This window comes from Holdemania filiformis (genome assembly GCF_003459085.1).
GTDB classification, from domain to species: Bacteria; Bacillota_I; Bacilli_A; order Erysipelotrichales; family Erysipelotrichaceae; genus Holdemania; species Holdemania filiformis.
The window spans coordinates 39,545-64,378 of the sequence record NZ_QRUP01000023.1 but is presented as its reverse complement, the minus strand read 5'-3'; the positions used below and the strand labels follow the sequence as shown (position 1 = coordinate 64,378).

Annotated in this window: 25 protein-coding genes; 7 read left to right on the top strand and 18 right to left on the bottom strand. The window is 47.4% G+C overall.

Annotation, left to right across the window (positions count from 1 at the left end; all coding sequences use genetic code 11):
- Positions 1–308: 308 nt before the first annotated feature.
- Complete coding sequence (locus DWY25_RS14965) at positions 309–1,658, bottom strand: MATE family efflux transporter (protein ID WP_117895894.1); 1,350 nt, start codon at positions 1,656–1,658, stop codon at positions 309–311.
- A gap of 354 nt (positions 1,659–2,012) precedes the next feature.
- On the opposite strand from DWY25_RS14965, the gene DWY25_RS14960 reads away from it, so the two are divergent.
- A complete protein-coding gene (locus DWY25_RS14960) occupies positions 2,013–2,984 on the top strand; it encodes an Rpn family recombination-promoting nuclease/putative transposase (protein ID WP_117895893.1) in 972 nt (323 codons plus the stop codon).
- A gap of 268 nt (positions 2,985–3,252) precedes the next feature.
- Here the strand turns inward: DWY25_RS14960 and DWY25_RS14955 are convergent, their stop codons facing one another.
- Together DWY25_RS14955 and DWY25_RS14950 are read right to left on the bottom strand one after the other, a co-directional pair.
- Positions 3,253–4,413 carry a transglutaminase-like domain-containing protein gene (locus DWY25_RS14955; RefSeq protein ID WP_117895892.1) on the bottom strand — a complete coding sequence of 387 codons (1,161 nt, stop codon included), beginning with the start codon at positions 4,411–4,413 and terminating at the stop codon, positions 3,253–3,255.
- Positions 4,414–4,432: 19 nt separating this feature from the next.
- Positions 4,433–5,371, bottom strand: a complete 939-nt coding sequence (locus DWY25_RS14950; protein WP_181981854.1) for an AEC family transporter — start codon at positions 5,369–5,371, stop codon at positions 4,433–4,435.
- Between the two features lie 218 nt (positions 5,372–5,589).
- Between DWY25_RS14950 and DWY25_RS14945 the strand changes: the two genes are divergently transcribed.
- Positions 5,590–6,402, top strand: a complete 813-nt coding sequence (locus tag DWY25_RS14945; RefSeq protein WP_117895890.1) for a helix-turn-helix domain-containing protein — start codon at positions 5,590–5,592, stop codon at positions 6,400–6,402.
- Positions 6,403–6,572: 170 nt separating this feature from the next.
- Here DWY25_RS14945 and DWY25_RS14940 read toward each other — a convergent pair whose 3' ends face one another.
- From DWY25_RS14940 to DWY25_RS14925, 4 genes are all read right to left on the bottom strand, one after another.
- Positions 6,573–8,624, bottom strand: a complete 2,052-nt coding sequence (locus tag DWY25_RS14940; protein ID WP_117895889.1) for a bifunctional diguanylate cyclase/phosphohydrolase — start codon at positions 8,622–8,624, stop codon at positions 6,573–6,575.
- On the bottom strand, positions 8,621–8,992 hold the full coding sequence (locus tag DWY25_RS14935; protein ID WP_208854942.1) for an Hpt domain-containing protein: 372 nt from the start codon (positions 8,990–8,992) through the stop codon (positions 8,621–8,623). The genes DWY25_RS14940 and DWY25_RS14935 overlap by 4 nt, the downstream gene beginning before the upstream one ends.
- A gap of 328 nt (positions 8,993–9,320) precedes the next feature.
- Positions 9,321–10,004, bottom strand: a complete 684-nt coding sequence (locus DWY25_RS14930) for a rhodanese-like domain-containing protein (protein ID WP_006058183.1) — start codon at positions 10,002–10,004, stop codon at positions 9,321–9,323.
- A gap of 23 nt (positions 10,005–10,027) precedes the next feature.
- Positions 10,028–10,777 carry a hypothetical protein gene (locus DWY25_RS14925; RefSeq protein WP_006058184.1) on the bottom strand — a complete coding sequence of 250 codons (750 nt, stop codon included), beginning with the start codon at positions 10,775–10,777 and terminating at the stop codon, positions 10,028–10,030.
- Between the two features lie 234 nt (positions 10,778–11,011).
- Between DWY25_RS14925 and DWY25_RS14920 the strand changes: the two genes are divergently transcribed.
- Together DWY25_RS14920 and DWY25_RS14915 are read left to right on the top strand one after the other, a co-directional pair.
- The gene (locus DWY25_RS14920) at positions 11,012–12,229 is read left to right on the top strand and encodes an FAD:protein FMN transferase (RefSeq protein WP_006058185.1); all 1,218 of its coding nucleotides are present in this window, start codon (positions 11,012–11,014) and stop codon (positions 12,227–12,229) included.
- Positions 12,219–12,902, top strand: coding sequence for a hypothetical protein (locus DWY25_RS14915; protein ID WP_006058186.1), 684 nt, complete (start codon positions 12,219–12,221; stop codon positions 12,900–12,902). Before DWY25_RS14920 ends, DWY25_RS14915 begins: the two co-directional genes overlap by 11 nt.
- Before the next feature lie 121 nt (positions 12,903–13,023).
- On the opposite strand, the gene DWY25_RS14910 is transcribed toward DWY25_RS14915, so the two are convergent.
- The 11 genes from DWY25_RS14910 to DWY25_RS14860 form a co-directional block, all read right to left on the bottom strand.
- Positions 13,024–13,947: a transketolase family protein gene (locus DWY25_RS14910; protein WP_006058187.1), complete on the bottom strand. Its 924-nt coding sequence runs from the start codon at positions 13,945–13,947 to the stop codon at positions 13,024–13,026.
- Positions 13,944–14,759 carry a transketolase gene (locus DWY25_RS14905; RefSeq protein WP_006058188.1) on the bottom strand — a complete coding sequence of 272 codons (816 nt, stop codon included), beginning with the start codon at positions 14,757–14,759 and terminating at the stop codon, positions 13,944–13,946. The genes DWY25_RS14910 and DWY25_RS14905 overlap by 4 nt, the downstream gene beginning before the upstream one ends.
- Positions 14,747–15,565 (bottom strand): HAD family hydrolase, encoded by an 819-nt coding sequence (locus tag DWY25_RS14900; protein WP_006058189.1) that lies wholly within the window; start codon positions 15,563–15,565, stop codon positions 14,747–14,749. Before DWY25_RS14900 ends, DWY25_RS14905 begins: the two co-directional genes overlap by 13 nt.
- On the bottom strand, positions 15,558–16,418 hold the full coding sequence (locus DWY25_RS14895) for an L-ribulose-5-phosphate 3-epimerase (protein WP_244264301.1): 861 nt from the start codon (positions 16,416–16,418) through the stop codon (positions 15,558–15,560). The genes DWY25_RS14900 and DWY25_RS14895 overlap by 8 nt, the downstream gene beginning before the upstream one ends.
- The gene (gene araD, locus DWY25_RS14890) at positions 16,405–17,100 is read right to left on the bottom strand and encodes an L-ribulose-5-phosphate 4-epimerase (RefSeq protein WP_006058191.1); all 696 of its coding nucleotides are present in this window, start codon (positions 17,098–17,100) and stop codon (positions 16,405–16,407) included. Before araD ends, DWY25_RS14895 begins: the two co-directional genes overlap by 14 nt.
- Positions 17,101–17,110: 10 nt before the next feature.
- Positions 17,111–18,142, bottom strand: coding sequence for a hypothetical protein (locus DWY25_RS14885; protein WP_006058192.1), 1,032 nt, complete (start codon positions 18,140–18,142; stop codon positions 17,111–17,113).
- A gap of 71 nt (positions 18,143–18,213) precedes the next feature.
- A complete protein-coding gene (locus DWY25_RS14880) occupies positions 18,214–18,504 on the bottom strand; it encodes a PTS sugar transporter subunit IIB (RefSeq protein WP_006058193.1) in 291 nt (96 codons plus the stop codon).
- A complete protein-coding gene (locus tag DWY25_RS14875) occupies positions 18,501–19,994 on the bottom strand; it encodes a PTS ascorbate transporter subunit IIC (RefSeq protein ID WP_006058194.1) in 1,494 nt (497 codons plus the stop codon). The genes DWY25_RS14880 and DWY25_RS14875 overlap by 4 nt, the downstream gene beginning before the upstream one ends.
- Before the next feature lie 20 nt (positions 19,995–20,014).
- Entirely contained in the window at positions 20,015–20,476 is a 462-nt protein-coding gene (locus DWY25_RS14870) for a PTS sugar transporter subunit IIA (RefSeq protein ID WP_006058195.1), read from the bottom strand.
- 195 nt (positions 20,477–20,671) lie between these two features.
- Entirely contained in the window at positions 20,672–21,304 is a 633-nt protein-coding gene (locus DWY25_RS14865) for a class II aldolase/adducin family protein (RefSeq protein WP_039863859.1), read from the bottom strand.
- Positions 21,305–21,315: 11 nt separating this feature from the next.
- On the bottom strand, positions 21,316–21,945 hold the full coding sequence (locus DWY25_RS14860; RefSeq protein ID WP_006058197.1) for a ribulose-phosphate 3-epimerase: 630 nt from the start codon (positions 21,943–21,945) through the stop codon (positions 21,316–21,318).
- 165 nt (positions 21,946–22,110) lie between these two features.
- Here DWY25_RS14860 and ulaG point away from each other — a divergent pair, with 165 nt between their 5' ends.
- The 3 genes from ulaG to DWY25_RS14845 are packed head-to-tail and all read left to right on the top strand — an operon-like array spanning position 22,111 to position 24,751.
- The gene (gene ulaG, locus DWY25_RS14855) at positions 22,111–23,217 is read left to right on the top strand and encodes an L-ascorbate 6-phosphate lactonase (protein ID WP_006058198.1); all 1,107 of its coding nucleotides are present in this window, start codon (positions 22,111–22,113) and stop codon (positions 23,215–23,217) included.
- A gap of 41 nt (positions 23,218–23,258) precedes the next feature.
- The gene (locus DWY25_RS14850; RefSeq protein WP_006058199.1) at positions 23,259–24,104 is read left to right on the top strand and encodes an L-ribulose-5-phosphate 3-epimerase; all 846 of its coding nucleotides are present in this window, start codon (positions 23,259–23,261) and stop codon (positions 24,102–24,104) included.
- Positions 24,101–24,751: an orotidine 5'-phosphate decarboxylase / HUMPS family protein gene (locus DWY25_RS14845; protein WP_006058200.1), complete on the top strand. Its 651-nt coding sequence runs from the start codon at positions 24,101–24,103 to the stop codon at positions 24,749–24,751. Before DWY25_RS14850 ends, DWY25_RS14845 begins: the two co-directional genes overlap by 4 nt.
- Positions 24,752–24,834: the final 83 nt, after the last annotated feature.

The window sequence follows — 24,834 nt, the reverse complement described above, 5'->3', positions numbered from 1 at the left end:
GTTTTATCTAAAATTGTGGAAAACTTAGAGAAATGGCTGTGAGCTTATCGCTTTTTCTTATTTTCCTGATTTGTCACAGCCCCTTTTTCTTTTTGATTTTGATCTCCAGGAATAAGAAAGCATAATTCATATATACACTAATCGCTGACAGGTTCACTCCCTCACAATCAATTTCATAAGTCAAAGATTTTAAAGAAAGAAAAATCACCCGCATAAACAGGTGATTTTGACAGTTTCTGATTAATACATTTACAATTTGACTTGATCGCTAACTTTAAATTACGTTCGATTTCTTTATAATCCATAAATCAGAAATGGCTCGGCGCCAGCTTTTTTTCTTTCCGCCCCAGCCAGAGAAAATAAAGGACGCAAAGGATGATCTGAACAAAGGTGGAACACGGCGTCGCCAAACCGATCTTGAACAAGGTGACCGGAATCCTCTTACTTGCCAGATAGGAAACTGGAATCCGCACGAAGAAAGCACCGACCAGTCCCTGGAACATGACGAAAGTCGTCTTGCCGCAGCCGTTGAAATAGCCGACGAAGCAAAACATAAACGATACCAGCAGCGTGTCGATCGCATAAGCTTTCAGATAATCGGCGGCCGCCAGGATCACCTGCGGATCTCTGGCGAATAGTCCGGAAAGCAAATCGCCATGGAAAAAGGCGAAATAGCTCATAAAGATTCCGAACAATAACGAAGTCGCGATCCCGTAAGCCATTCCCCGCTTCGCCCGCTGCGGCTGATTCGCGCCGATATTCTGCGCGACATAAGCGGAAATGGATTGAGCGTAAGCCGAGGGCACCAGCAGGATAAACGTACAGACCTTCTCCGCTACGCCGACCCCGGCGGAAGCGATGACGCCCAGCTGATTCACAATCGCTGTGATCGCCAGAAAGGAAATGCTGACTAACAGATCCTGCAGTGCAACCGGCGCTCCCAGCTTGACGATTTCTTTGACGGTTTCCCCATGAAAACGGATCCTCCGCCAGGAAAAGGGAAACGGCAGGCCCTGATGAGCGACGACTGCCAGCGACAATACGACGCTGACGGCCTGCGCGATGACGGTTGCCAGCGCCGCCCCCGCCGCCCCCATATTAAAACCGGCGACAAACAACAGATCGAGAACGATATTCGCAACGCAGGCAATCGCCACCGCCAACAACGGTGTGCGCGCATCGCCCAATCCCCGGAAAATACTACCCAGCGTATTGTAGGCCGCAATGAACAGAATCCCGCCGGAACAGATCAATACATATTGATTCGTAAACGCAACCGCTTCGGCAGGCGCCTGCATCAACGTCACCAGCGCCGGCGTCGCAGCGACCATGACACCGGTTAAAACCAAGGCCAGACAGCCGAACAAAAAGACGCCGCTTTCCACAGTCTGTCCCACTTTTTCCGGTTCACCACGGCCAAACTGCTGACCGATCAGCACCGTGATTCCCATTGCCAATCCGGTAATGATGACCATCATCGAATGCATGACCTGACTGCCTGTCGCGACAGCCGATACAGCCTCCGGTGAAGCAAACTGACCGACAACTAACAAGTCGACGGCACCATAGAGCGCCTGCAGAATCAGCGCGATCATAATCGGTACGGTAAACTTCATCAACGGCGCTAAGATTTTGCCGCTCGTAAATTCTGCTCTCATCCAAATTCCTCCCATCAATCAAAAAAGGATAAGACACTGACGCTTTACGTCAGCCATCTTATCCAGCAAATCACCTTTGTGATTTCCCCTCCGATGAACAGTGTCATTATAGTCGAACTCTGCGATCCATGTCAACGTTCTCTGAATAAGAATATGGAAAAAGAACATCGAAATGAAACTGATTTTACTTTTTCAGTTCAATTTTAACGCGCTTTGTTTAAGATGGTTAACGCTCAGATGATGAAAATGTTTCAAAAAAGTTAAGAAGATTAAGCTCTTTTCTTCAATTTTCATCAAATAGAGCAAGGCTTTTTCCATTTTTCCGCAATATTAGAGGTAAAGGAGGATTCGTTCATGAAGATACAAACGACCCTTGTCAGAGAAAACCCAGTACCTTACATTCCAAGAATTCTATATCCGCGGGAAAGCAAGACTCATTCCCTGCTTGAGGATGGATTCTTTAAAAATGTAATCGCCAACGATGAGAAAGCAATGACAAATTTCCTGTCTCAATGGCGTTACTGCGAAATTAACTCGCTGGAGATCCTGCCTCAGGAACAAAAACTGGATCACGCACTGCAGAAAGCGATACGTTATGATGTCCGCGGGATTATCAATGGTAAAATTTTATTTGTGATCGAAGTGCAGCGGCAGGGAACCTGTGCCAAAGTTCTAAAACGGATGGAGTATTATGCGGCGCGGTTGTTAGCCGCACAGAAAATGAGGGGCAAAGAATACGAAGAGCTGAAATCTGTGTGGTTGATCCTGATTGCGGATTTTAATTTTTTTCCAAACCCGGGGATCATCACGGATGAAACGGAAACACGATTGAAAATAGCACAGATTCCCTTGACAACGGTAATTCATTTGAGTATTATGGAAACAGGAAGAACTGAATTTCTAAGGAAGAAGCCAGTACAGGAGCTCATGGGACTGGAGCGCTGGGCGATCCTGTTCGGCAACTCAGGGGACCCGGAAAAGCAGGAATGGATCAGAAGTATTTGCGAACAAGATGAAGAAATTAGAAAGGTGGTTAAGAAGATGAGTGAATGGCCAAAAAACTACGAGGAATATATGCAGCAAACGATGGAAATTATGAGAGAGATGGATCTGGAAGATCTGAGGGAAATCGATTTTCATCGCGGCGCCTTGTATAAAGTAGTTCACCAAGTCTTAAAAAATGCGAAAAAAGGCAGGGCTTCAAAAGAAATTGCGGAGATCTTAGATGAAGAGGAAAGTATCGTTCAACAGATATTAAGCTGCCATAATGAACATCCGGAATTATCGGCGGAGCAGATCATTAAAAGAATAGAAAGCTATGCTTAAAACATTCATCGCAAACAATCTGAAAAGATAGAAGAATCCTTCTCAAAACATGAGTTTGTTGAATAAACAGGCAGTCCTAGTGTATCATTAGGTTTTGGAATTGCATCTCAAAGCATTTCTTACCTAGCTTTCGATGATAATAGCAAAGGCAGGCGGTACAAAGCTCTTATAATGCTTTATACGGCCTGCTTCTTTATCTCAAAATTCTAAAATAATCCCGGATGATGGAAGAAACTCACAATGATCAGCGTTGGTTTTTATTTTAAGTTTATCTGCCGATCGTTTCCTGCAGCTTCTGGATTAAGGCAGCCGCTGAACGCGCCTGAACCAGGCGGATCCACTCCGGTTTATAATCTAATGTTTTTCCCGCCAGATCCAGTTTTGCCCATAGCGTTTCAGAAACCGCAGCTTCCACCCAGACTGCGACCGTTTGGGATAAACTATTTAAACCTGCGGCGAGGCGGGTGCGGATTCCACTGTTTTCCAGTTGATCGCACAAGCTTTCCAGCTTCTGAAGCGCTGCGGCATTGAAATTCCCATCCAGTTTCATCATACTATTTTCGTTTAGAAACACCCTTAGAATCATAAACACCCGGTTAGACAAGGATTCAAGGCTTTCCGTCGGCTCTCGTTGAGAAGTAAGATGAAGGAGGCAGCGAACGCCTGTTTCCCCTGTCCACTGCTTCAATAAAAATTGCCCGGAACCTTTTGCTTCGTCCGACAGCCGATTTAGTTTCAAATAGACCTGACGATCATGATAAAGACCCCGTGTTTGGCATACCTTGATTTTTACATCATGCGGCATCGGCAAATCCTCTATCTGATCCGCAATCCGCAAGCTTATAAGACTGCCCCACTGTCCGATCATTCCAGCCTGGGCATCAACTGGCAGCCAGCCTAACGGTTCCAAGTAAACTTCATTCCACACATGAAGCTGATCAGGGGCGCTGATTCCCTGCACAAAACGAACGGAAATCCCCTGTGCATGGCAAAGTCCGGCCATCGCCATGGCGATTTCACGACAGGTTCCTTTTCTTTTAATCCAGGCTTCTGATAAGGTCAAGCCTGTTTTCTTTCCCTGATCATAGACCTGTGCCAGATCTGGATCATAAACAATTCTTCTCTGCAAGAAAGCCATCGCGGCCAGAATCCATTCCACCGGATCGCTTGTTTCTCTGTTTAAATTCATTGCAATTTCGTTCAGCTCATAATGGATTGACGAACAGTTCACCGCTTGCGACAGGCTTTCCTTCTTAGGGTTAACTGACTGAAGCTGTTGGGTAAACTGTGAAAGACTTTGCGGTATTCCTTCCATTATGATTTCCGCCCGCCCTGGATTATCCGATATTGGATTTACAGAAAGCAGACGCTGGCCGGCATGCCGCAGATCCGGGCAATCTTTCAGATCACTTTGAAAACAAATCCGCATTCGATCATCCTCCCGGTTATTAAATTAATCCGCATTCACTGAAACAGAAAATCCACAGAAAAATTGTCGGAATGCAGAAAACCGTGCTCAACAATAATCCCTGACTGGCCAGTTCACTGTCGCTGCCCATTCCTTCAGCCATGGAATACGAAGACACCGCGTTGGGGGAAGCGAAGATCGCTAACAGACTGACGAGCGCCACGCCGCGAATGCCTAACAGAACCGCAATGCCCAACGCTGCCAGCGGGGTCCAGACCAACCGGGCGGAAACGGAGGCAAGCAGTTCTTTTTTATTCTCCGCGACGCGTTCCGGCTGAAAGCCCGCACCTAAAATAATTAGCGCCAACGGTGTCGATACCTTGCCCATATCGCCGATCACGGAGGCGACTGGTTTCCACAGGTGAACTCCGGAAAACAAGCAAAGCAGGCCCAGTGCCGAAGCAATGATCAGCGGGTTCGTTACGATTCCTTCAATCAGCTTGGATATCCGCGCTTTCCCGCCGCGGAAGGATTCCAATACGATGACCGATAGAATATTAAACAAAGGAACGATCACTGCGATCAACATCGACATCACACCTAACTGGGAATCCCCATAGATCAGCTGCACAATCGGCATGCCGAACAACACGGCGTTGCTTCGATAGGTATTCATGATCATCACGCCCTGTTTGCGCGGATCCGATGTTATCCGCGGCATGATCAGCCAGCCCGCAGCACAGGCCGCCAGGACACAGACCGCCGCATAGATCAGCAGCTGCGGCTGCAGCACCGTTTTCAGATCCGTCGACAGGATATTGTTGAACAACGTGCAGGGAAGAAATAACTTAAATACCAGCTGATTCATTTGTTTCAATGCCCGCTCATCGCACAATTTCAACCGCCGCACGCCCTGACCTACTAAGATCAGAAATAACAACGGCAGCACAACGTTAAGCGATAAAACCAAACTTTCCATAAAAAGGCCCCCGCTCTCTACTCCATCATTGTAAAACAACCGAACTTTTTGTCCAGAAAGAAAGTTTGGATGTGAGTAAAACTGATCAGGATTCCAGCTTTTTTCCCTCTTTTTCACCCCGCAACCTGAAGTTGCCGGAAAACGCAAACACAACTTGGTAGCTTTCTTATTCATTTTCGAATACAATAAAGTCAACAATGTAAGGTTGGTGAGCACGCATGAATTTTGCGCAGAAGCTTCAAAAAAGAAGAAAAGAAGTCGGGTTTTCTCAGGAACAGCTGGCTTTTGAACTCAACGTTTCCCGTCAGGCCGTGTCCAAGTGGGAAAGCGGACAAGGATATCCGGAAGTCGAAAAACTGATTCAGCTCAGCGAATTGCTGGGGATTTCCCTGGATGAGCTGATGAAAGAAACCCGGGAACACCCCTCAGCCCCTATAAAACCGCTGGATGAAGAAGAACAGGAATGGAGGGATGAACCTCATTCCCCCATAACGCTGCCGGACGACATTCACGAGGAGGATTCCCTGATTGGACGATTCGCTTACTCCACGGACCGCGACACCGTTGAGCGCTATCTCGATCTCAACCAGCGTTTTGCCCGTTGGATCGCCGTCGGCGTCGGCATGATTCTGGGCGGCATTATTCCGGTGATTGTGCTTGACAATGATTTAGGCGTGGCGATCATGATGTTCTTTATCGCGATCGGCGTCGGTCTGTTAGTCAAAAACGGAATGGACTATCAGGAAATTGAAAAGCTTGAGAAACAGACTTTTCATTTAAGCGGGGAGCTGATCTGCGACCTTCAGGATGATTATGAGCGGTATCAAAGAACCTTCACGCGGAAGATTGTGGCGGGTGTTTCATTAATCATCTTCGGTGTTGGGCTGATGTTGATCCTCAACAGTCTGTTCGGTGAGTACGACGCCAATGCCGCTGTCTTATTTCCATTTATCGCCGTCAGCGTTGGCAATTTCATCGACGCCGGCATTACTTCCGGAGCTTATCGCAAGCTGCTGAATATCAAAGACTAATCCTTATTTTCCAACAGGAAGCGCCGGCTTCCTGTTTTCTTTTCCTTCCGCGTTTTAGCCGCTGCAGGCTCCGCATGAACGCAGACAAAAAAAGCGGTCTTTTGAGAAAACCGCTGATTTCCTGTTCTATTTTAAAACGTCCGGAATTCCATAAACCGCTGACGAATCGATTAAGCTTCTGCCGACACCCCCGTCAACAGATCCTGCATCGAGCTTTCGTAACAGCAGTACTGCCGGCGTCCGCGGCGTTTCGCGGCATACAGCGCCTGATCGGCATGGTGAAACAAGGTCATATAATCCAGACCATCCTGGGGAAAACACGCCACCCCCATACTGACTGTGATATCATAACCCTGAAAGCTTCCGTTAAGTGCCTGAAAGATTCGTTCAATCATTTGTTCCAAATGATCCTTATATTCCATAAAGATCAGAAATTCATCCCCGCCGATGCGGGCGGAAATATCCGACTTGCGCACGTTGGCCTGAATCCGGTGTGCGACATTCGCCAGCACCTGATCGCCGAACAGATGACCAAATTCATCATTGGCGCTCTTAAAGAAATCGATATCGAAAACCAGCAGCGCATAGTTCTGGCTGGCATCGGCTTCATTGTTTAAAATCGTGTCCAGTGCCCGCTTGGCATAAGCCCGGTTAAACAGCCCGGTCAGGGAATCGATTTTTGCCAGCTGTTTCAGCTGATCCAGTTCCACCTGTTCGTCATGGACGTCGATGAACTTACCAATCACGCCGGTCAGCTCCGAGGACTCCTCCATCACCCACAACGGTCGGGCAACGACTTTGAACCAGCGTGAGGATCCCTTTATTTTCAAAGGATACGTGCCGCTGAGAATCGGGTTTTCCGGCTCCGCGGTGCGGATTTTCGTCAGAAAATCCTCGAAATCCTCGTGGGTGAACAAATTTAAAATCTGCGGATTCTGCTTCGGATGCATGATCACTTCATTGACGCCCAGCTGTGCGGCGCCCCATTCCGAAATACTTAATAAATCAGAATGATAATTGTATTCAAATTGGATTTCCTTGGACATGGAAGCAAAGAACTGATATTTTGTCCGCTCCTGTTCCAGCAGCGCCAGCGTCCTGTTAGAAGCATTGCCGCTCTGGATCAGATTGCGCGCCATGTCCTGAAGTTCAATCCGTGAAGCACCGGAAAGCGAACGGACCTTCAGTTCTTTTTTCAGCGTCGGGCCCGCTTCCTTCAGACATTCTAATAACAGCGGATTAAACGCTCCGCATTCACCGTTGAAAATCATCTGCATTGCTTCTTCGTGCGTATAGGCAGCCTTGTAGACACGGACGCTGACCAATGCATCGTAGACATCCGCCAACGAAACAACCTGCGCGGAAATCGGAATCTCCTCGCCCTTTAATCCGTCCGGATAACCGCGGCCGTCGTATCGTTCATGATGCCACCGGCAGATATCCCGCGCTACCTGAACAAGCTTCTCTGTTTCAAAATAATGAATCTTCTCCAACATTTCCGCGCCGATCGCACTGTGTGTTTTGATGATTTCATATTCTTGCGGCGTCAGTTTTCCCGGCTTATTCAGAATTGATTCAGGAATTGAAATTTTACCGATATCATGCAAAGCGGACGCGTTGGAAATCATCGCAATCTGTTCCGGGGTGAGGTTGTAACGATCCGTCATCCGGCACAGTTGTTTCAGCAGCGTCTCAGTAATGACACGGATATGCATGACGTGGAGTCCGCTTTCACCATTTCTGAATTCAACGATATGGCTTAAGATCTCAACCATGACGAGGTTATTTTTTTCTTTTTCCAGCAGCTGCTCCGTAACCATGTTTTCCAGATACTTCTGCTTGGCATACAACATAATCGTATTCTTGACCCGCCGCTTGACCGTTTTCTCATCAAACGGCCTGCTGATATACTCCGCCGCCCCCAGATCATAAGCATGATCAATATAGACGGAAGAGGTTTCAGCTGAAATCATTATCACCGGAATATGATCGATATATCCCGATTTATTCATCGATGCCAGTACCTCAAACCCGTCCATCATCGGCATCACGATATCTAACAGCACCAGCGAAATCTCGTTGTACTGCTGACTCAGAACCGTGACCGCTTCCAATCCGTTCGAGGCTTCCACAAGCTCATAATCCTGTGCCAGCATATCCGCCAACAGCGACCGGTTGATATCGGAATCATCTACTATCAAAACTTTATCGCGAGATTTCATGATTGTTCTTTCTTTCCCAGCAGGTCTTCGATCACCGCTGTCAGCTGTCTGTACGCCATCTCCGCCTGGTCAAACAACGGCCCGATCTGTTCGTTGGCCTGCCGGGCGCGCAGGACTTCCGTCAGCTCACTGATCACCCGGGCCTGGGACGTCAGGCTTAAATTCAACAAAACGCCTTTTAACGTATGGGAAGCACGGAACGCCGTTTCGTAATCTTCGTTTTCCAGCGCAGTTTTCAGCTGACAAAACGAATCATCCCGCAAAAGCATGCCCAGAAATTTAATTACCCGCTCATCTGTGCGCATCCGCCGGATAATATCCGCGTAATCGCCCCCGAGCTGTTTATAACATTGTTCGACAGTCATCATAAAATGATTTCCTCCTAGGTTTCTGAAATCTCCCGGTTCAGATCTGCGGTCAAAATAAACAAGTTGTTCGCCGCCAGGACGCCGAATTTCCGAAAGCATGACGGAATCTGCCATGAACCGCAGTCCTTTTCGCTAAGACCGCCGTCGTTTTCTTTAAACTTGACCAATAAATCAGCCCGGAACACAGGAACCGGCTGGTTATAAAAACATCATTATTATACCATTGTTAAAGCAGCGAACGCAATCGGCCCATCCCCTAAGGATCGGTAAAAAAAGCGCATAAAAAGCAGCGTAACGTTACGCTGCTTCTTTTGATTCAGAATTTAACTTATTTCGTAGCCGGTGTCAGACCTTCAAACGAATAGGTCGCTTCCAGAACGATTTCCGCATTGTCCGTCGTGTACGGAGCGAACTTGGAATCTGTGAACTGGCCCATGCCGCCGACATTGTAAACCTTGCTCATGTCATAGCCTAAGGAGTTCATCAGCTTCATCATCTGAGCGACACGTCCGCCGGACTGGCACATTAAGAAGATTGTCTTATCCTTCGGGAACATCGCTTCCAGCAGCGCTGCGGATTCTTCATACGTCGCAACCGGAGCGTCTAAAGTTCCGCCGTACAGCTGCGGCTTGCCTTCGGTTCCTGCAGCTTCGTCAAAAATCAAGGCGAAGTAAGGAATGACTTCAAAGTTTCTCAGATGCTTTTTCGCATAGTCGTTGTAATCGCGCAGGTCGATATACAGAACGTCGTCGCGGCCCAGGTATTCCGTCAGATTGTCGACGTTGATGCTGGAGCAGCCGGTAGCCCAGACTTCAGCGGTGCAGGCTTCGTCCGCCGCATCCTTGGAAGGCTTGTAGGTCTTTGTTGTATCACGCGGTTCTGGCAGCGGTGCCGGAGCCGCCGTCGTCGGTTCAGAAGCATCCGGTGTTGCGCACGGCGGGCATTCCTTCGGTGTGGAAGCGCAGCCGGCCAGCAGCAGAACAGACAGAGCGATCGCAAATAACTTTTTCATTGGAATTTTCCTCTTTTCCTTTTTTATTCAGCGCTGAAATATTCGTCAGTGCCGTGATATTCCATCAGCGCGTTCAGCATTCTGATGATGTTGTTGGACGATACGGAAGAACCGGTAAACGTATCGAGTGTCAGACCTTCACGGCCTTCACCGGCTGTATAATCTTCAGCCGCGATATCGTCGACCGTGCTCAGCGTCTTAATGTACGCATAGTCCTTGTCGATGAAGTACGGAATGTATTCCGCCTTGAACATGTCGTAAGTCGCGCCGGCCGGGGTCGGATTGCTGTCGCCCCAGAAGCCTGCCGTATACTTATCGGCGCTGTCGCGGTCAAACGACAGGAAACGCACCTGGGCGTCGTCCAGCTTCTTGCTTTCCGGCAAGGTCAGTTCAACATACGCTGTCATCCAGTAATTGACATCTGCCGAACGGCAGGTGCAGGATAAATACGTGATCTGATACTTGATGTAATTTCTCGCCTTGTACTTGAAATTGACAAAGGCATAGAAATCACTTTCCTCACGCGGACCGTTGATATGGCTGATTGGAACAACGGCGACGACGTTTGCCATCGAACCTTCGCCCATATCGGCGCTCTGATTCAGATATTCGTTGATGCTGTCGAGTGTGATCTCACCCTCCGCCGTGCATGGCGTCGAGGAGCCGCCCTCGGTTCCCTGAGTTGGCGCCGGTGTTCCGCTGCCGCTGTTGCCGCAGGCCGTTAACGTCAGCACCATCAGTGAGGACAGAAGAATTGCCCAAACTTTTTTCATGAATTCCCTCCTTGTTTTCTTTACTCCCTAAACTGTATTAAAGTGCCCTGCCGGCGTTCCCAGCGCCGCTCACAGACGAAAAGCAGTACTGGATGAAGCCTGCTTTTCTGCTTTTGATAATCACTGTGCGTAAGACTCTTTAATATGTTATTATTATAACAACTCGGCTGGCGGAAAACAACTGATGAAGTTGTTTCATATTTTCACAGCCGTTTGATTAAGGAGTCCCGATGGATGAGAAATTTTCTGAAAACGCTTTCTATTTCTAGTATTTTCCTTTGTTTAAGCCTGTTTTCCGGATGTCAAAAAAACATTCCTTATGAAAATACGGAGGGAAAAACTTTCACAAATTATTTTGATGTTTTTACGGACAGCGAGGGAAATCTCGTCCTGCCGCTGAATACGACAATCCAGCTGACAATGACGGATGAAAAAAAATTAGCGGAAGCGACGACGCTTGTCGAAGCCCAGCTGCCGTTCTGGCACAAACTGGCCGATTCCCATCATCGCTACCTTGATGATCAGGGAAACGAGCTGCACAACGTCGCTTATATCAATCAGCATCCCGGAGAAACTATTTCGATTGAGCCCGAACTCGCCGCGATGCTCAGCGCCGCGATCGAACTGTCGCAGCTGAGCGACGGTCTGTTTCATCCTCTTCTGGGATCCTTGAGCGCTTTATGGGAACCGAAATTCGCACCGTTTCCGACGGAAAATACCGATCCGGATTCCGCTCTGATCGCGCAGATCACCGGCTGCCTGCCCGCCGCGGCGGATCTGAATGAAGTCCTTCAGCTGGATCCGGAACGCCGGACTGTCCGGTTTGAGCCGGGGGCCTGTGAAAATTCGCTGCAAATCAGCCTGGGTGCGATGGCTAAGGGATATATTCTCGATCAGCTGGCCGCCGAACTGAAGCCGCTGAACACGCCGTTTCTGCTGGACGCCGGAAGCAGCTCGATCATCGCCTGGTCGCCGGACGACGCGCCTTACAGCTGGAAAATCGGCGTGCGTGATCCTTCCGGACAGACTTCGCTGCTCTATGCGTTTACGCTGACCCAGGGGGTCGTTTCCACCTCGGCTGACGATCAAAATTACTTTCTGATTCAGGATGGCGATCAACAAATCCGCCGTCATCACATTCTCAATCCCCGCACCGGCTACAGTGAGAACTGGCTGCGCAGCGTAACCTTAAGTGCGCCGGATCAGGCGGGAACGCTGGATGTTTTAAGCACTGTCCTTTATAATATAGAAGATGCGGCTCAGCGCCGCGCGATGATCGGCCGCTTTGAAGCCAAAACGCAGCTTGCGATGGACTACGCCTGGTGCGAACCCGCTGACGCCGGTTTAAAACTGACGGTCAGCGAAGGAATGGATCAAAAACGGATGACCTCCGCCGCCATTCCGGACTTTGTCGATTATCAAATTCAACGAGGTGAAAAACATGAAAAATAGAATTTTACTTTCCGTCCTCTGCGTTCTGTTAATCGGCGGATGCGCCGCCCAGCCGCAGACCCCGCCTGCATCAGACGACCTTCCAGCGCCTTCCGCACTGCCGGAGAAAACGATTCCGCAGAGCGCGCTGATGAGTGAATCGCCGATCAGTCCGACCAATCTGGACGACTATTTATTTCTTGACGATGTGCTCTACTTTGACCTGCGTTCCCCGGCGCAGCTGGCTGAGGAGGGCTCCGTCGCCGGCTTTGTCAACGTTCCGTTTTACGGCGTGCTGGTCGATTATCAGCGCGGGGACAATGTCTTATATCGGATGACAAAAGTTCGGGATGACAGCGGCAAGGTGATTGCGCAGATGGGTGACGTCGGCAGCTTCTTCCCTAATTATGAAGAATCGGAAAGTCTTGTCCGCGACTTGTTTCCGCAGGATCAGCCGATCGTCTTCATCTCCACCGCCGGGGTGGAAGCGGCGTACACAATCTGCCTGTTAGAACAGCTGGGCTACGATGGATCGCAGCTGTATAACGCTGGTACGTTCTCCAACGGAATGGGGAACATTATCGCCTACAAGGATTATCCAGAGGCAAAATATCATGTTCCGGGAACGAATGTCTATACCATTGCCAGTCAGTTTATCTGGAATGAATCGCTGACGCCGATCTTAGATGAGTAAGCTGGATAAATACCTTTTGATAAAAAAGCATCAGAAACGCCGATGCTTTTTTATTCTTGTAAAAATCCCATGACGCCTGGAAATCATGAAATTGAAATTTATTGACTTCACAGAAAAAACACTAACGAGATACGTTTTCTACAAAAGCCTGAATATGCCGGGCGTCCAATCCGTAATAGTCAAGCAGAGCCGCAGGTGTTCCGCTGCGTCCGAAAACATCCTGCATTCCCAAACGATAATGCCGGCAAGGAAGTCCCAGCGGCGAAAGCACCTCGGCTACGGCGCTGCCCAACCCGCCGATGACGCTGTGCTCCTCAACCGTTACGATCACTTCATGTGACCTTGCGGTTTCGATAATCAATGCTTCATCTATCGGTTTAATCGTAGGCAGATTGATTACCGTCGGCGTGATCTCAGTCATCTTCGAGACAGCTTTCAGACTTTCCTGAACCATCAGTCCGCTGCAAAGAATTGCCGTCCTCACACCTTTTCTCAATATGATGCCCTTCCCATATTCAAATTGATAGCTGTCGTCGTAAACATCTTCGACCGCCAGCCTGCCCAACCGCACATAACAAGGACCATCAAGATGATAAACAGCTTTGATCACAGCTTCGGTTTCACGGGCGTCGCAAGGCTGGAAAACCTTCATATTCGGCAAAGCACGCATTAAGGCCAGATCTTCTATCGCCTGATGTGAAGCGCCGTCTTCGCCAACACTGATGCCTGCATGCGTGGCGCAGATTTTTACATTCAGACTCGGATAACAAATACTGTTACGAATTTGTTCAAAAGCCCTGCCTGCCGCAAACATGGCAAAACTGGAAGCGTAGACAACCTTACGGCTGGCCGCCAGACCGGCCGCGACCGACATCATGTTTCCTTCCGCAATGCCCATATTAAAATGCCGCTGAGGACACGCTTTCTTCGCCTCAATCGTCTTTGTCGATTTCGTTAAATCCGCATCCAGCACCACGATATCCTTTTTTTCAACAATCAGTTCTGCGAGCGCACGGCCATAAGCTTCCCGGGTTGCGGTATTCATTCTGCTTTACCTCCTAATTCCTGCATTGCCTGACTGTATTGCGCGGCATCAGGCGCGGTCCCATGCCAGGCCGCTTTCTTTTCCATATACGAAACACCTTTGCCTTTTACGGTATGAGCGATAATGACCGTTGGTTTGCCTTTCAAGGTTTTCGCTTTGTCCAACGCTGTCAGAATTTCCGTCATGCAATGCCCGTTGATCTCCAGCGTATGAAATCCAAAAGCCGCAAACTTGGGTTGAAATGGTTCAGGGCTGATGACTTCTTGAAGATCACCGTCAATCTGAAGATGGTTATAGTCTAAAATCACGCATAAATTATCCAGCTGATAATGTGCGGCAGCCATGCAGGCTTCCCAGACCTGACCTTCTTCCGATTCACCGTCACCGATCAGAACATAAATACGATGTTCGTTCTGATCCAGTTTATTCGCCAGCGCCATGCCCACAGCACAGGATATCCCCTGACCCAGCGAACCGGTCGACATATCCACCCCGGGTACATAGTTCATATTCGGATGTCCCTGCAATTTGGAATTCAAGGTGCGGAAACCGTTTAATTCCGCATCATCAATCAATCCTTTTTCCGCTAGAACCGCATAAAGCAGCGGCGAGGCATGGCCCTTGCTCAGGACAAACCGGTCGCGGTCTATTGAATTCACATTCTGTTCGTTGATATCCATCACTTTGAAATACAGCGCGGTTAGAAGATCAGCGCTGCTCAGGCTGCCGCCCGGATGTCCGCTTTTTGCGAAATATACCTGCCTTACGATATTCTGACGAATATGTTTGGCATGATTGGTTAACTCGTCCATAATTCCTCCTTTGAATTTAATAGTTTTCTGATCAGATACTGACTGACGCCATTTTCATTATGGGATAGCGTAACTTCATCAGCGCTTTGCTTTACCAGAGAATCACTGTTGCCCATCGCCACACTGTGTCCGCTGATTTCAAACATGGCGATATCGTTGAAATTATCGCCGATGCTCAAAACATCGCAAAGTTCGATCTTCAGCGCTCCGGCAATGCTTTTCAGCGCTTGCCCCTTGCTAGTTCCTGCCGCCGTTATCGTATACAACGAATCTTCCGATCGCTTAAAAGCAATCTTCGGACATTTTTCTGTTACTTCCCGGACCAGATTTTCAATATCGGGATATTCCGCCGAATCCAACGTCAATTTATAAATATCCCCATCCGCAAATACCGCGTTTTCTCTGACCTGTTTCAGTTTTAACCGTCCTGAAAATAAACCGCGGATTTCATTCAATTTTTTTGAACTGGAAAAGCTGTAGCCGCATTGTTGATCAAAAAAAGTAAACGGAATCCCTTCTTCCATCAGCCGCGTGAGGATCCACTCTGAATCCTTTTTTTGTAGGCTTTCACTTTGCAATAACCGATGGCGACAGTAAATATTGGCGCCGTTATCCGCAGCATAAGGAATTTCAATGCCCAGCTGATCGACATAATCCCTGGCAATCGCTTCATTCCTGCCAGTGGCCAAAGTAAAAAGAATATGCTTCTTTCGCAATGCATCCAGCACTGGAAGAATCTGACTGTCCAGCTGTTTCCTGTCGTTAAGAAGCGTACCGTCCAGATCACAGACAATCAATTTAATCATGAAACACTTCATCCAGCTGACAACGCAGAAAACACGCGGCTTGCCGGCAAATTTCCGGATAATCAGGATTTTGCGCGGTATGCCAGAATTCGCCTGTGAACATCCGGACCCCAAGCTCTTTCAGTTTCCGCAGATCTTCCGGGTAGTTCGTATGTCCAGTCCCAAAAGGCACTTCCCGATAAACTCCCGGACGGGTCTCTTTCAGGTGCGCTGCAAACAGATGTCCTTTTCCTTTTTCAATATCCTTCGGGACGGGAACATGATACAGTTGGGAAGCATTGGTCAAATTTCCTATATCAGGATAGATTCCCAGATAAGGACTGTCGATAAGCTGAACATAATCCATGGCTTTTTCCACTGTATCCATAAACGGTGTTTCCATAGTTTCAAAGCCCAGGATTACGCCTTTTTTCGCCGCCATGCCTACCGCCGTGCGCAGATTCCTGATAAATTCGCGGCGAGTTTGATCTGAGCCTTCTTCATAATAAACGTCATAGCCTGCCAGCTGGATCAGTCGGATACCCAAGTCGGAAGCAAGGTCAATTGCCTTTGCCATAATTTCCAGCGAACGCCGATGACCTTTTGGATTCAGCGAGCCCAACGGGTATTTGCGATGGCCTGACAAGCACATTGTAGAAATCGGAACACCGCACGCCTGCATCGTTTTGATCAACGCCTGACGCTCACCTGGCGTCCAATCCAAGCGGCTTAGTTTCGCCTCTGTTTCATCAATGCTGATCTCAAGCCAGTCAAAACCAAAAGCCCGGCAGTTTTCCAGTTTTTCTTTCCAGGACAGATCTGCCGGCATACTCTTTTCGTACATTCCCAACAGATACGGTTTATTTCTGTCCATAATAAGCTCCTGGTCCATGCTTGCGCAGATAATGTTTGTCAAGAAGCGTCTGCTGCATCGAAGAAACCTCGGAATTAATCAGCCGGGTTTTCCATGCCATCTCTGCCAGTTCTTCCAGAACCACTGCGTTATGAACAGCGTCGCCTGGATTTTCTCCCCAGGTAAACGGGCCATGGCTTTGAACAAGAACGCCCGGCATCTGTGCAGCGTCAAGCTGCAGCGTTTCAAAAGTTTCCACAATCACTTTTCCAGTATTCAGCTCATAATCCGAACGGATTTCCGCCTCGCTCATCAGGCGGGTGCATGGAATCGGCCCATAGAAATAATCACCATGCGTTGTCCCCAGCGCGGGGATTGCTTTCCCCGCCTGACACCACGCCGTCGCATTTTGCGAATGAGTATGCACAACGCCGCCGATCGTTGTGAAGTGCCGATACAATTCAAGATGCGTCATCAGATCGCTGCTCGGTTTGTATCGGCCTTCGACCACCTTACCCTGCCAATCGCAGACGACCATATCCTCCGCCTGCATCGACTGATAGTTGACGCCGCTGGGTTTGATCACAATCAACCCGCGTTCTCTGTCAATGCCGCTGACGTTTCCCCAGGTAAAGGTAATCAGCTGATATTTCGGCAAAAGCAAATTTGCTTCATAAACTTCCTTTTTTAATTGTTCCAGCATTTCTTTTCTCCTATTCCACTACCTTATAGATTGCAGCTTCATTTTTTGTATGATTTGCGGAAAGGATATAGTCAATCCCCTCTTTATGAATCACTGCCACGTTTGCCGGACCAACACCGTCTTCAACAGAAGTCACCATATAGTTTCCATTCTGAAAGCGGATGATAAAGAGTTCAGCGTTCACCCGTCGGACGCCGCCTACAAAACAAGGTTTTCCATTTAACTGGGCGCCCACCAGCGTATGCGCAAATTCCACTTCTGTCGGATAGACAAAATCACATTCATAGCGGCCTTCTTTTAATTTATAAATTTTCATGGAATTTCCATGAAAAGGTTCAATGGTCATCATTTCTTCCAAGCCGTCGCCGTCGATATCGGCAAAGGCGATCTCACCAACCTGACCCTCAAGAATCTTTTCAACCCGCCATTCTCCGCCAGGACTATCCGGCGGCATCACCCGCAGCACGCCTTGATCGCTGGAAAAATAACCGCAGACACATCCTTCATAAGTTCCCCGGCAGTAGCCATGATTGCGGTAACACCCGTCGACCAGCAGGGTTAACGCAACACCCTGGGAACAATCCGGACCTAAAACACCGACGTAGATCTGCCCCGGTTCGCTCCAGTCTTCTTTATTTTGTTTATTTCTGGCAATCGTCGCGCAGATCAGATAATCAATTCCATCGACATGATATAGATCAAACCGATGCAGATAAGGCAGTGAGAAGACATCCTTTATCTCCCAGCCATTTTCTGTTTTTCGGCCATGAACAATTTTTGCCAGGCTTGGGGTCACTTTCAGATAGAATTCGTTGACCGCCAGAAACTCGCCTTCTCTTGTCTGAAATGGAACGATCGACATACAGCCGCCGCGATCATTCCAGACAACCTCACGGTTTTCAAAATTTTTGCCGGAATAGGAATAACATACGCTTTCCGGATTTTCACTGGCAAACAAAGCGTACGCTTCTTTGCCGATCGTGATGGAACTCGCACAATAGCAGCGTGTGATGTCGTCTAAATGAATCTTCTCAAATTTCATTATTTACCTCCCGTCAGTCATGAAGAAAGAAGAGCTATCGGTCAGGATAGCTCTCTTCTACTTCTTTGAATTTAAGAAATGTATCCCGCCGCTTTCAGAGCAGCAATAATTTCATCTTGAGAAAGCGGATTTTTCAGCGGATAAACATTAACGCCCGCAGCTTTGGCAGAATCAAACATTTTGATGAAAGCCGGAGAGGTCAGCACGAGATCATAGTTTCGTGCAGATGATTTTCCCTCCGCAATCGGGCAATGCTTGACATTGGCCTCCACGCCTGCGCTCTTACAGGCTTTTTGAGCGGTGATCGCCATCAGCTGGCTGGTCCCCGATCCGCTCGCACAGCAAATTAAGATTTTAATCATAAAGCAGCCGCCTCTTTCTTTTTCATATGTTCTTTATAAGCTTCATAATCGCTAACACACAGGAAGTACCCTTCCGGATCTTTTTTGTACTGCAGCTGAGGAATCATGACCAGAACCAGAATAACGATCGCAACGCCGATATACGACAGGTACTTCATGATGAAAGTGAAGATCGGCCAGATTACCGCCCAGTCAAACATTGCCATGTATCCGCCGAACTCAACCACGCCGATACCGTTATAAGTGAAGGCCATCGCTGCAATGACAGAGCAGACAACCTGCAGAATACCGGAGAAGAAGGTTGTGACCATCGCCGCTTTTGCGCCTGCTTTCGCATTGACATAAATCGCGATCGTCGCATTATCGAAGAAGACAGGGACGAATCCCGCAATCGCCAGAACCGGCGATTTAAAGAGAATCAGACCAATGATAGCCAGGAATTGACCTAACGCACCGAACATAAAGCCAAAGGTCACTGCATTTTCAGAACCAAAGCCATAGCCTGCAGCGCAGTCGACGCCGACGATAGCGCCTGGCAGCAATTTGCTTTGAATGCCCTGGAAAGACGCTGTCAGTTCACCGACGAAGGTTCTGACGCCGAGTTTCAGGATTGACAGGTAAACCGCAAAGGCCAGTGAGGTATCCAAAATATAGAATAGGAAGCTCTTGCCTTCGCCCAGCATACCGGCGCTGACCAGATAATCTTTACCCAGTACCAGCAGAATTACCGCAAAGAAGAGCGTCATCAGTAAAGCTGTGGAAACCATATCTTCATTAAAAATAGACAACCAGCCCGGCAGTTCGTAATCTTCAAGACGCTTAACTTTTCCATCTTTTCCCTTGAAGAACTTATAGCCAATCGCCGACCAGATCGCAATGCCGAACATCTGTTGATGGGCAACGCAGAACCCTGCACCATCCGTCAGATTCTGAGCTACTTCAACCGTTAAGTTTGAGCCGACCGCCCAATACAGTCCCAGCAGAACCGACATGATCAACATCAACGGCCAGTCGCCCAGCTGCGGGAAGCAGGTGAAGATAAACCAGAAAGCGATGGTCGCCTGCTGCGTCTGAATATGACCGGTCGTAAAGACGGCACGCATCTTCGTATATTTCTGGAACTTAACCAGCAGCAAGTTAAAGACAAAGGCAAACAGTAACAGAAGCATCGCCTGGGAGAAGGACTTCCCGGCAGCTTCCAACGCGGACTGCGCTGCCGCCTGGCCCATATATGTATCCAGAACGATAGCACTCAGATTAAACTTATCCTGCAGCGCCGCAATAATCGGCTTGAAGGTGCTGCTTAATCCGCCTGAACCCACCGTCAGAATTTTGTAACCTACAACCGCTTTAATAAATCCGGCGCAGGATTCGTGGAAAGGTTTTTTCATCAACATATAGCCGATGATGACCAGTAAACCGATAAAATATGCTGGCTGAGTCAAGAAATTGTTAACAAAATACGCCCAAATCAATTCGAGAAATCCCATAATACCCTCCTTATTAGTAATTATTCAGAATATTTGCAGTGTGCTTTCATCAAGTCATCGGCATTTTTTGCTTTTAATAAGTCTTCAATGGCCCCCTCTTTAAGTAAAAATTCAGCTAATGCAACCATATTGCTCAAATGTTTTTCATTATCGGTAGCTGCTAAAGTAAAGAACAAACGAGCATTTTTAGTTGGATCGTTTGGATCAAAAACCACTGGTTTTTCTGTTTTCATGAAGCTGATGCACGTATCATGCACTCCAGATCCGCCTAACGTTGAATGCGGCATGGCTACTTCGGGGGCAATTATAATGTACGGTCCATATTCTTTAACATTTTCAATGATGGCGTCAACATACGTGTTTTCAATAATCCCCTCGGCAAGCAGCGGAGCTGCCGCTGCCTTGATCGCCTCTGTCCAGTCGGAAAAACCTTCGCAAAAAATGTAATGCTTTGAATCAACGATATCCTTAAGAATTTCCAAACCCTCCTTTCCCGCTTAAGCTGATTAAAGTGTAACACGCCAAGAAACCACTTTCAATCAATTATATGAATCATTGTTCATATTTAAGATTTTTGTCTCTTTATTCCCAATGATCAGCCCAGTTTTGATAACATTTAATGATTATTTAATCATTTTTATGTTCTATTTTAAGTCTGACAAGATTATTGTTAACTCCTACTGTCCGTAGTTCAGCCAACCCGCAGCCTCTTTCGCAATCTCGTCTTCAGAAAGTTCAGGAACCGCCCCCATGATCCGCGCCATGCAATAGGTCTTCGCCGCTTCCTCAAGATAAACCGCAGAATACAGTGCTTCTTCAAGATCTTTGCCATAGGTGATTACGCCATGATGCTTCATAATCAATGCGGTCGCATCATTGGCATATTTCACAGCCAGCTGCCCCATGCCGACATTCGAGGAAGGAGTAAACGGCGCAACGGGAATCCGTGCATGCGCCGCGTCAATTAACGTTACCATACAAGCGGGCAAAGAGTCGTTATTAAACCCTATCGCCGTGGCATAAGGCTGGTGAGTATGGATGATCGCTTTTACCGGCAGATGATCAAAGATATAAATTAAAGCTGAAGCATCGGAAGAAGGTTTGCGCTTTCCTTCTATAACCTGACAATCATGATCGATCAGAACAATATCCTCAATCGTCATCTTTTCATACAACATGCCTGACGGTGTCACTAAATATCGGTTTTCGTCCACCACCATGGAAACGTTGCCTCCGGTCAGCGATATCAGATGGTATTCCTTCATTTTTAAGCAGGCATCCAAAATGGCCTGTTTCTCATTTTCGTACATCATTTTTCCTCCTATATTTTTTCAAAACGACGAATACTTTCAAGTGGGTTATCACAATTCCAAACGGCTCTTCCCATAATCATAGCATCAGCACCAGCTTCTTTTAATTGGTAAATATTTCCTTCGTTTATTCCTCCATCCGCCCAAATTTCAACATTTTGCGGCAAATACTCGCGGGCTTCTTTCATTTTTTCCAGCATGCTTGATTGAAATTTTTCTTCTTCGCCATCCGGCTCCGCAGTCATGATCAGAAGATACTCTATCTGGGACAAAAAGGGAGTCAATTCTCTGATTCCCGTTTTAAAATTCAATGCAATGCCCGGCTTAGCTCCCATTTTTCTGATAAGATTGATTTCCCGAAGTGGATAAGCCGAAGCTTCAAAATGAAAACAGATATGGGAAAAATGACAGTCGCTGATCTGCTGCAGAAACTCGTATGGACGTGTCGTCAACAGATGCAGATCATAAACAAAATCCGGATTCTGCATCAGTTTTCTGACCGTTTTCTGACCGAATGTGATATTCGGCAGAAAATTACCGTCTTCGATATCCACATGGACTCGTGGATGTCCTCTGATCTTGTCAAGCTCCTCTGCGATTCGTAACGGATCGGCAGAGGCTATTGATGGATAAACCTTCATGGTATCCCCTCCTTTGATTCTGTTTTCATTCTATATTCTTTTAAGCACATTCTGCTATATCATTCTTATTTTTATTCTTAAAACGTTCACATCGTTCATATAAAAGGCTATTCATCCTAAAAACTGGCATGTATAATGAAAACATAAATTAAAGGAGGTCATAAAATGCCTAACGTAAACGACGTAACACGCGAAAAATGGGTCCTCGGCACCTTCCCGGAATGGGGAACCTGGCTCAATGAAGAAATTGCCGAAACCACAGTAAAAAAAGGAACTTTTGCCATGTGGTGGCTGGGCTGCACCGGTTTATGGATTAAAACTGAAAACAACACAAATATAGCGATGGATTATTGGTGCGGTTCAGGAAAACGTTCCCACTATGATGATCAGGGAAAGCGAAAGATGATGGATCCGGATCATCAGATGGCCAGAATGTCCGGAGCCCGTCAGCTCCAGCCAAACCTGCGGGCCGTTCCAGCCGTTCTTGATCCGTTTGCGGTTACTGAAATCGATGCTGTTTTCGCTTCCCACACCCATACCGATCATATCGACATCAATCTTGCCGCCGCGGTTTTAAGCAACGTCAAGAAGAAAACAATCATCAACGGTGAAGAACGGGACGTCCCATTCATCGGTTCCAAATTTGCCACGGATTTATGGCGCAGCTGGGGCGTACCGGAAGAAAGGCTGATTACCGTCCGTCCAGGCGACGTCATCAAAATTAAAGACATTGAAGTTACTGCCGTTGAATCCGTTGACCGGACGATTTTAATTACCGCTCCGCCGCATGGCGACATTAAGGGCCTGCCCTGTGACGACATGGATGATCGCGCAGTCAGCTATGTCGTAAAAACGCCGGGTGGAACAATTTATCACAGCGGCGATTCCCACTTCGGCAATATGTATGCGAAGCACGGAAATCAATTTGACATCGACGTCGCCTTCGGTTCTTTCGGCGAAAATCCTCGCGGAATTACTGATAAGATGACAGCCAGCGATATTTTAAGAATGGGCGAAGACTTGAATACGAAAGTCATGATTCCTTACCATCATGATTTGTGGACAAATTTCAAAGCGGATACCAACGAAATTCTCGTTCTGTGGTATATGCGGAAGAATCGCCTGCAATATAAATTCAAGCCGTTTATTTGGGAAGTTGGCGGAAAATTCGTTTATCCGGATGATAAAGATAAGATTTCATATAACTATCCAAGAGGGTTTGACGATATCTTTACACACGATATAAATCTGCCATTCCCAAGTTTCCTCTAAACTTTGTCAGGAACAACTATCGGGTTGTTCCTTCTTTTGTCATGACAGATTTAGAACGCATTCCTCTTGGAATTTATGAAAAAGGAATCCCCCTGGCTCTATCCTGGCGCGATAAATTCGTCATTGCCAAAAAGGCCGGTTTTGATTATATCGAACTGAGCATCGACGGCAAAGATCCAAGAATCAAACGTCTGGATTGGACGGATGAGATGATCGCGGAATTGGGAAAACTTGCCGATCATTTTGAGATGCCGTTTCGGACAATGGCACTCAGCGCCAACCGCTTCTATCCCTTAGGCGATCCGAAGTACTTTGACGCAGGCATTGAAATTGTAAAAAAAGCGATCATCCTCGCCACAAAATTAAAGATCCCGATCATACAGTTAGCACCTTATGATGTTTATCAAAAAGAAAGCACCGCGGACACCAGAATCCGTTTTGCTTCCTCATTATTTGAAATTCTGGAACTGATTCAGGCTTATCCGGTCACGCTGGCCATGGAGGTCCTGGAAGATGTGCCTCATTTTTCCACAATTACTGAATGCGCAGCGTTTGTCAGGAAGGTGAATCATCCTCAGTTTAAACTTTATGCCGATACTGGAAATGTCGCTTATAACGGATTCGACGTCGTGAGCGACCTCGCCGGCGGTCAGGGTGAAATTGTGGCCTGTCATCTCAAGGACGCTATTTCAAAAGATGAACACAATATTCCCTATGGAACGGGATTAGTTGATTTCAACAGCGTCCTGAGACACTTTAAAAATACTGATTTTCAAGGGACTTTTACAGCAGAAGTCTGGTGTGAAGAAGAACTTGGTTTTATTCGCCAGCTTCCAAGTATTCAACGTTTTTTAAGAAATAAAATAAAGGAGGAGAACAAAGAATGAAAATCCCTACAGTGCAGCTTGCTTTAGACTGTTCCAGCACCGAAGAAGCGATCCGCGATTGCCAGACCGGTGTTGTTGACGAAGTTGATATTCTGGAATGCGGTTATTCCCTGATCGCTGCGGAAGGTGCCCGCGTCGTAAAAATTTTCCGGGAGATGTACCCGAACAAGCCTTTGCTTGCCGATCTGAAAATTGTGGATGCTGGAAGCAAAATTGGCGGAATGCTTTTGGATGGCCGGCCGGATTTCACAACGATCTTATGCGCCTGCGAGCCAGGCACGATTACTTCTGTTCAGGCAGAAGCGAAAAAGCGCGGATTAAACACAAAGCTGCAAATTGAATTGTATGGCCATTGGAGTTTTGAGGACGTTAAACTGTGGAAAGAATTAGGCATCTCACAGCTGACGCTGCAGCATTCCGGCGATAAACCCGGCGGTTGGGATGAAGAAGAAATCGCCACTTTAAAAAAATTATGCGACATGGGTATCGACGTTGCGGCTACCGGCAGTATCGGCTATGACGATCTGGAGAAATTCCGAGGGATCCCGGTTTCCTGTTTCATCTTTGGACGGGCAATCCGCAAAGCTGCGGATCCAGCTAAAGAAGCTCGCCGAATGAAAGAAAAAATCAAAGAAATCTGGTCATAATCGAAAAAAGCAATGAAATCCACTCAAAGATTTCATTGCTTTTTCATTATGGAGATCCGGTTTTGTTTTTTCTATTCTGAGAC